At 75.1% G+C, this 7706-nt stretch carries 6 protein-coding genes and 1 pseudogene; 1 reads left to right on the top strand and 6 read right to left on the bottom strand.

The window, feature by feature from the left end; genetic code table 11:
- Positions 1–169: 169 nt before the first annotated feature.
- The 6 genes and pseudogenes from ACFZAU_RS28035 to ACFZAU_RS28010 all read right to left on the bottom strand — a co-directional run bounded on the left by ACFZAU_RS28035 (position 170) and on the right by ACFZAU_RS28010 (position 5657).
- Entirely contained in the window at positions 170–1255 is a 1086-nt protein-coding gene (locus ACFZAU_RS28035; protein WP_500554424.1) for a S1 family peptidase, read from the bottom strand.
- 353 nt (positions 1256–1608) lie between these two features.
- A complete protein-coding gene (locus tag ACFZAU_RS28030) occupies positions 1609–2547 on the bottom strand; it encodes a serine hydrolase (protein WP_500554423.1) in 939 nt (312 codons plus the stop codon).
- 138 nt (positions 2548–2685) lie between these two features.
- A complete protein-coding gene (locus ACFZAU_RS28025; protein WP_500464669.1) occupies positions 2686–3315 on the bottom strand; it encodes an alpha-ketoglutarate-dependent dioxygenase AlkB in 630 nt (209 codons plus the stop codon).
- 34 nt (positions 3316–3349) lie between these two features.
- Positions 3350–4240, bottom strand: coding sequence for an RNA polymerase sigma factor SigJ (gene sigJ / locus ACFZAU_RS28020; RefSeq protein WP_500554422.1), 891 nt, complete (start codon positions 4238–4240; stop codon positions 3350–3352).
- A 123-nt stretch (positions 4241–4363) separates the two neighbouring features.
- Positions 4364–5073: pseudogene (locus tag ACFZAU_RS28015) on the bottom strand (DUF2470 domain-containing protein).
- Between the two features lie 173 nt (positions 5074–5246).
- Entirely contained in the window at positions 5247–5657 is a 411-nt protein-coding gene (locus ACFZAU_RS28010; RefSeq protein ID WP_500554421.1) for a hypothetical protein, read from the bottom strand.
- A gap of 117 nt (positions 5658–5774) precedes the next feature.
- On the opposite strand from ACFZAU_RS28010, the gene ACFZAU_RS28005 reads away from it, so the two are divergent.
- Positions 5775–7706: a S9 family peptidase gene (locus ACFZAU_RS28005; protein WP_500554420.1), complete on the top strand. Its 1932-nt coding sequence runs from the start codon at positions 5775–5777 to the stop codon at positions 7704–7706.

Raw genomic sequence — 7706 nt, 5'->3', positions numbered from 1 at the left:
CCCCCCCCCCCCCCCCCCCCCCCCCCCCCCCCCCCCCCCCCCCCCCCCCCCCCCGGCGCCCCCCCCCCCCCCCCCGGGGGGGGGGGGGGGGCGCCCCCCCCCCGCCGCGGTGGTGCCGCGAGCAGTGGTGCCGAGATCGGCGTGCTGCGAGCCGGCGCGCCGCGGGGCGTCAGCCGATCTCGGCCCCGTACACCTCGAGCGCGTCCGTCACCGGCTGGAAGAAGGTCTCCCCGCCGCCGCTGCAGTCACCGCTGCCGCCGGAGGTCAGGCCGAGGGCGGTGCTGCCGGAGAAGAGGGCGCCGCCACTGTCGCCGGGCTCGGCGCAGACGTCGGTCTGGATCAGCCCGGAGACCGAGCCTTCCTGGTAGTTGACCGTCGCGTCGAGCCCGGTGACCGTGCCGTCGTGCACCTGGGTGGTGCTGCCGCTGCGCCGTACGGCCTGGCCGACGGTCGGTGTGGCCGCCGAGGTGATCGCCTGCGTGGAGCCGTCGTAGAGGTCGACCGCGCTGGGGTGGTCGGTGCCGCCGGTGTACTTCACCAGCGCGTAGTCGTGACCGGGGAACGTCGCGGCCTCGACCGAGCCGATCTCCGCGCCGCCCGAGCTGGCCGACCAGCTCTTGATGCCCACGCCGCAGTGACCGGCGGTGAGGAAGTACGGCTGCCCGTCCTTGACGACGTTGAAGCCGAGCGAACAGCGGGCGCCGGAGCCGAAGATGGCGTCGCCGCCGGCGATGAAGGGCTTGAACGCGCCCTTCGACCTCTGGATCCGGGCCGTGCCGGCGCCGAGTCCGTCCACCGCCTCGTCCAGCCGGTCCATCTCGGCCGCCGACACGGTCCGGTCGGCCGTCACGACGACCTGGTTGGTCCGCGGGTCGACGGACCAGGCGGTGCCGGGGATGCGGGCCCGCGTCGCCAGGGTGCCGGTGGCGGAGCGCAGTTCGGCCATGGTTCGGTCGACCGTCCTCGGCACGGCGCCCGCCGCGCGGACGGTGTCGGCGGCCTCGGCGCCGAGCACGTTGACGACGAGCCGGTCGCTCTCGGCGTCGTAGTACGACCCCGCGGTGTCCTTCGTGCCGAGCTCCGCGGTGAGGTGCGCGGCCAGGCTCACCGCGGCGGAGGGCGTGAGGCTCCTGGGGGCGGGAGCGGGGCCCGGCGCGGCGTTGGCGTGCGGCAGCACGATCAGCGCCGCCAGTACGGCCGTCGCGCCGCTGCCCGCGAGCACGGCCTTCCGTCCGGATATCCGACGGTGATTCAAGTCCTGTACCTCCGTGTGGGGGGATGGGCCGGCCCAACTGCCGCCGGCCCGGAGGAATGTGCGGTCCGAGGCGGCACATCGCGAAAGGAATGCGTGTCCACGCCAAGCAACGCCGTCGAGTATTTCGACGCCGTTCCGCGACCGGCAAGGCGGGATTCCGGTCTCCACAGCCGTCTCACAGGACATCCCGATTCCCGGTGTGGAACCTTTCATTCCGCTGCGCGGACGGCTTCGCCGCACTGCGCGACGGGCCGGGCACGCCGGGTGAGGACTACACCTGTCCGGTAACCGCCCCCGGAACGCCGACAGGCGCCCCCGCGGGGGCGCCTGTCGGTGCGTCGGAAACCGGTCCGCTACGTGCCCGGCGGGACGGCGGGCACCGCCTCCTGCGGCGTACGCGTCGTCGACTGCGTCCCCGCCGCGGTGGCGGCCGGGGCGAGGTCCCGGTGGACGACGCGGGCGACCGCCTCGATCGTGGCGACCCCGGCGTTCATGGTCTTGTTGTCCTGGGTCAGCACCGTGAGGGAGTAGTCGTGGCCCGGGCCGGTGAACGCGCCGAGGCTGTGCACCCGCCAGCCGTGGGTGGCGCGCGGCAGCCAGCCGTTCTTGACGTGGACCGTCACGCCGCGCGGCGCCCCGGCGGGGGTGCCCCAGCGCTGCGCGGTGACCACCTTGTTCATCAGCTTCAGGATGTAGGCACGGGAGTTGTCGCTCAGCACGGAGTTCTTCGCCGTCACCAGGTCGAGCAGCCGCTGCTCGTCCTTCGCCGTGACCTGGGTGAGCCCCCAGTAGCCGTTGCTCCCCGCCACGGTGCGGGTCATCCCCGCGGCCTTCAGGAAGCCCTTCACCTTGGTCACCCCGAGTTGCCGCCACAGCTGCGTGGTCGCGGCGTTGTCGGACTTGGTGATCATCGCCGTGGCGAGCTTGACCTCACGCGCCGTCAGGTAGCGGTTGTGCTTCTTGTTGTCCCACAGCAGGGTGGCCAGCACCGTCACCTTCACCGTGCTCGCCGAGTCGAACCGCTGGTCCGCGCGGAGCGTGCACACCGTCTTCGTCCTGCGGTCCCGCAGCGACAGCGCCACCGTCCCCGTCCTGCCGCGCAGCGCGGCGGCGACGTCCTTGCTCAGCTTCGCCGCGAGCCCCGCCTTGCCCGAGGTGCACACCACCGCCGGTGCCGCCGCCGTCGCGCTGCCCGCGCCCGTCCCGACGACCGCCGCCGGCACGACCGCGCCCACCACGACCGCCGCCGCCACCGCTCTCCCGGCGCGACGCGCCGTCCGTTCCCGCCCCATGGCCCCTCCCCGTGGTCCCCCGTACCCGTCGCCGGGTCTTCGAGGACGTTGACTCGCGGCGCGGGGAAAGGTTGTGCGGGGAAGCGTTGTACGGGGAAAGGCCGTACGGGGAAGGCGCCGGGGCGGACGCAGCGCGCTTCAGCGGACGCCGCGCGTGCGGAACTGGACGCTGATCCGCGGCCCCACGGCGCGCGAGCTCTTGGGGATCGCGTGCTCCCACGTCCGCTGGCACGAGCCGCCCATCACCACGAGGTCACCGTGCCCGAGGGGCAGCCGCATTGCGGCCGCGCCCCCGCCGCGGGGCCGCAGCGCCAGGTCGCGCGGGTCGCCGACGGAGAGGATCGCCACCATCGTGTCCTGGGTCGCCGACCTGCCCGTCCGGTCACCGTGCCAGGCGACGCTGTCCCGGCCGTCCCGGTAGAAGCAGAGCCCCGCCGTGACGAAGGGCTCGCCGAGCTCGTCCGCGTAGTGGGCGTCGAGGGCGGCCCGGGCCTCGTCCAGGACCGGGTGCGGCAGCGGATCGCCCTCCCCGTAGAAGGACAGCAGCCGCGGCACGTCGACCTCCCGCTCGTACATCTGCCGGCGCTCGGCCCGCCACGGCACCGAGCCGGCGAGTTCCCCGAACAGGGCGTCGGCCCCCTGCAGCCACCCGGGCAGCAGGTCGAGCCACGCCCCGCTGCCGAGCCCGGTCCGCCGGAGGCCGTCCAGCGGAGCGAGCAGCAGCTCGTCGGTCTGGTCGAAGAGCGATCCTTGGAGCGGTGCCGTCATGCGTCCAGGGTAACCCCGCAATCGAACATGTGCTCTATTGGGTGAACGCGGCCAGGTCGAGCCCCGTCAGCCGGTCCGGGTCGGCCAGGATGTCCATCTCCACGACGAGCCCGTCCACGACCGTGAAGCACAGGACCGACACCACCCGGCCGTCCGCCACGGTGACCACCCCCGGCGCCCCGTTGACCAGCGCCGGCCGCGCGTGCAGCGCGGCCTGCCGGAAGGTGAGCGCCTGGCTCGCGACCGTCCGCGCGCCGCGCACCTCCCGGGCCACCCCCGGGAAGGCGGCGCCGGTGTCCGCGCGCAGCACGACGTCCGGGTGCAGCACCGCGACCAGGCCCTCGAAGTCACCCGCGCGCGAGGCCGCCAGGAACGCCCCGACGACCTCCCGCTGCCGGCCGAGGTCCGCGTCCGGCACGGGCGCCGCCCCCTGCACCCGGCGCCGCGCCCGGCTCGCCAGCTGCCGCGCGGCCGCCGGCGTGCGCCCGACCATCGGCGCGATCTCCTCGAAGGGCACCGCGAACATGTCGTGCAGCACGAACGCGAGCCGCTCGGCGGGCGACAGCGTCTCCAGCACGACCAGCAGCGCCAGCCCCACCGAGTCCGCCAGCAGCGCCGCCCGCTCCGGGTCGCCCGCCGCGTCGTCCGGGCTCACCACCGGGTCCGGCACCCGTACGTCGTCCAGCGACGACTCGCCCCGGGAGCTCCGCGAGCGCAGCATGTCCAGGCACACCCGGCCCACCACGGTCGTCAGCCAGCCGCCCAGGTTCCCGATTCCGTCCGCCCCGGCCCGGTTCAGCCGCAGCCACGCCTCCTGCACGGCGTCGTCCGCCTCGGCGAGCGAGCCCAGCATGCGGTACGCCACCGCCCGCAGGTGCGCACGGTTCTCCTCGAACCGCTCCGCCAGGAACTCCGTGTCGTCCATCGGTCCCATTCCCTCGTCGCGTCCCCTTGGCGCACTGACGAACCGGACGCCTCCAATGTGACAGAGGCGTCCGACGGCGCCGGCGCCCGCGCCTGCGCGGACCCCCGGGGGATGACGCCGGGTTCACCAGCCGGCGAACAGCCGTCCCCGGTGCGAGGCCCGCCGGGCGCTGTTGAGCAGCGCCTGGATCTGGCTCCCCGCCCGGTCCGCGCTCTCCAGCGGGGACGGGAAGGGCAGCCGGGCGTCGGTGTGGCCGTTCTCGTACTCCACGCGCAGCGTGATCCCGTAGCGGTCGACGGCCACGGGCAGCACCCGCCACGCGCCGGGGGCGGGGGCCGGCTGCACCAGCCGCAGCAGCAGCGGGACGAGCTCCGCGTGGTCGTCCACCAGGTGCGTCAGCATGCCCGCCTCGGCCGTCGCCAGCGGGTCGGCCTCCGCCGTCGTCAGTTCGGCCAGGCCCACCGGGACGGTGCCCTCCGCCGTCTCCAGCGTCGCGTGCAGAACTGCACGCACTGGCTGTCCTGGGCGTCCGGCCGGTAGGGCGCCGCTGTCCAGCCCGTGACCGTCACGCGGGCGCGCACCCGGTCCCGTACCGCGGTGGGGGCGACGTCGGTGAACTCCAGCGAGATCGGCGTGCCCTCGGGGCCGAAGGCCGTCTCCAGGGGGTGCAGGTGGACGTGGCCTGCGAGCGCCTGCGCGGTCAGCCGGGCCACCTCCGTGCGCTCCCGGTCGGTGACGACGGTCATGGAGTGGGCCGAGGCGAGGACGGACCGGATGCGTTCGGCGGGCGTCGGCCGAGCGGGAGCGAGGGGGACGGTGGTCTTGCTGCGCATCCGGGTCTCCGCGAAGTTAGGTTAGGTTTACCTAACTAAACCATACGGTTCCGGTGCCCCGCCATCGCCCGCGGGGTGGCGGACGGGTGACGCAGCGGCGGTCGGCGGACCCCGTGTAGGAGCGACCGAGCCAGGGGCCGGTACCGGGCAGCCGGCACTTCGCCTCCGGCACCTCACCGCCCGCCGGCCCAGCGCCGCAGCTTCTCGACCGCGTACTCCTTGCGCTCCCGCGCGGCCGCGCTCTCGCCCGGGCCCGTCACGAATGCGGTCACCGGCGTCCACCGCGCCCGCCCCGGGGGGCCGGTCCAGCGGACCGCGGGGAAGGCGGTGACGGCCGTGACCCGCTCGCGCGGGATCACCCGTGTGCGCAGGTACCCGCGGATCGTCAGGCGCCCGGCGGAGCAGGTCACCCCGAGCCGGTACCCCCGTACCGCGAGGACCGCGAAGACCACGGCGAGGACACAGGCGGCGAGGCGGGGGAGCGCGGCCGGCGCCTGCGTGGCGTACGCGACGCAGGCGGCCGCGGGAAGGGCGCCGAGGCAGCCGTTCGCGAGGCGGTTCGTCCTCGTCGGCGACAGCTCCATGGTCCTCCCATCCTAGGAACGGGCCGCGGGCTGCGGCAGGATGTGCCCGGTTCCCAGGAGGAAGGCGAGACCCAAGTGGACGCTGTGGAGGGCACATTGACGGCACAGAGCGAAAACGTGACACGGACGGTCCTGGACAGCGTCATACCGATGTTCCCGGCCCTCTCCCCGGACGGCCGCACGGTCGTCCACACCGCGCGGCCCCTCGCCGTCGCGGACCGCCTCGCCAGTGCCCTGTGGGCGGTGCCCGCCGACGGCGGCGCCCCGGCCCGCCGGCTGACCGACGGCACGAGCTGGATCGGCGCCCCGCGCTGGACCCCGGACTCGGTGGCGGTCCTCTTCATCACCGCCGGGCAGCTGCACCGCGTCCGCCTCGCCGCCGCCGGCGGACCGGACGGCCCCGCCGAGGCCCTCACCACCTGGCCCGGCGGCATCGCGGACCACCTGCCGCTCGCCGACGGCCGCACCGTCGCCCTGATCGCCGCCGGCGAACCGGACGAGGCCGAGGGCGAGGCCGAGGACGACGACGTGATGGTGTGGACCGAGCGCACGGGTCCCGAGCCCTCCGCCCGCCTGCGCCTGCTCGACCTCGACAGCGGCGCCGTCCGCACCGTCGACACCCTCGGCGACCGGCACGTCGTCGAGGTGGCCGAGCGTCCGGACGGCGGCATGCTGGCCGTCCTCACCTGGGAGTGCGCGGAGGAGGACCCCGGCTCGCTCACCGCGGAGCTCCACCTCGTCGACACCGCCACCTTCACCGTCCACGACCTCGGCCCCGCCGGGCACGCGGCGAGGCGCCCCGTCTGGTGGCGCGCGGAGGACGGCTGGCACCTCGCCCACCTGGCCACCACCCCGCCCGGCCTGGTCGGCTCCCCGGCCGTCCTGGACCGCGCGATCCCCGACGACCCGGAGCGGCGGCCCCGGCCCGAGGCCCGCGACCTGACCGCCGGCATGACCGTCTGCCCCAGAGAACTCCTCCAGGTGGCCGGCGGGCCGCCGCTGGCCGTGTTCGCCGACGGCCTGGACACCGCGCTGTTCCGGCTGGACCCCGCCGAGCGGCGCTTCCGCCGCCTCCACACCCGCCCGGGCATCGTCCACGCGCTCACCGCGAGCCGTACGGGCGGGACGGTCGCCGTGCTCGCGGGCACCGCGTACGAGCCCAAGGACGTCCACGCCGGACCGCCCGACGGCCCGCTCACCCGGATCAGCGACACCCGCCCCGAGATCCGCGACATCCCCTGGGGCAGCCAGGAACGCCTCTCCTACAAGGCCTCCGACGGCCTCGCCCTCGACGGCCTGCTCCTCCTGCCGCCCGGCCGCACCCGCGCGGAAGGCCCCTTCCCGATGATCACCATCGCGCACGGCGGCCCGTACGGGCGCTACACCGACGAATGGCAGTTCCACATCGACCTGCCCCCCGGCCAGCTCTTCGCCACCGCCGGTTACGCCGTCTTCCTCCCCAACCCCCGCGGCGGGGAGGGCCACGGCCACGCCTTCGCGGCCACCGCGGTGGACGGAGCCGTCGGCGGCGCCGAATGGACCGACATCACCGAGGGCATCGACCTCCTCGTCGCCCAGGGCGTCGCCGACCCCGACCGCCTCGGCATCGGCGGCTGGAGCCACGGCGGCTACCTGGCCGCCTGGGCCGTCACGCAGACCGACCGCTTCAAGGCCGCGACCGTCGGCGCCGGCATCAGCGACTGGGGCATGCTGGGCGCGACCGGCGAGCAGGGACCCGTCCTCGAGTCGGCGGGCAGCGGCAGCACCGGCTGGGAGGGCCCCGGACCCCACGTCCACGACCGGGTCAGCCCGATCTCGTACGCCTCCCGCCTCCGCACCCCGGTCCTGATCCTCCACGGCGAGAACGACACGAACGTGCCGGTCAGCCAGGGCCGTTTCCTCCACCGCGCCCTGCGCCACCACGGCGTCCCCCACGAGTTCGCCGTCTACCCGGGCGAGGGCCACATGATCGCCGGACGCGCCCACCTGCTGGACCTGATGCGCCGCAGCCTGGCCTGGTACGACCGCTGGCTCACCCCGCGGCCCTGA

The sequence above is a fragment of the Streptomyces sp. NPDC008238 genome, assembly GCF_042956445.1.
GTDB lineage: Bacteria > Actinomycetota > Actinomycetes > Streptomycetales > Streptomycetaceae > Actinacidiphila.
Note: the sequence above shows the minus strand (reverse complement) of the source record. Positions and strands in the feature narration are given on the sequence as shown.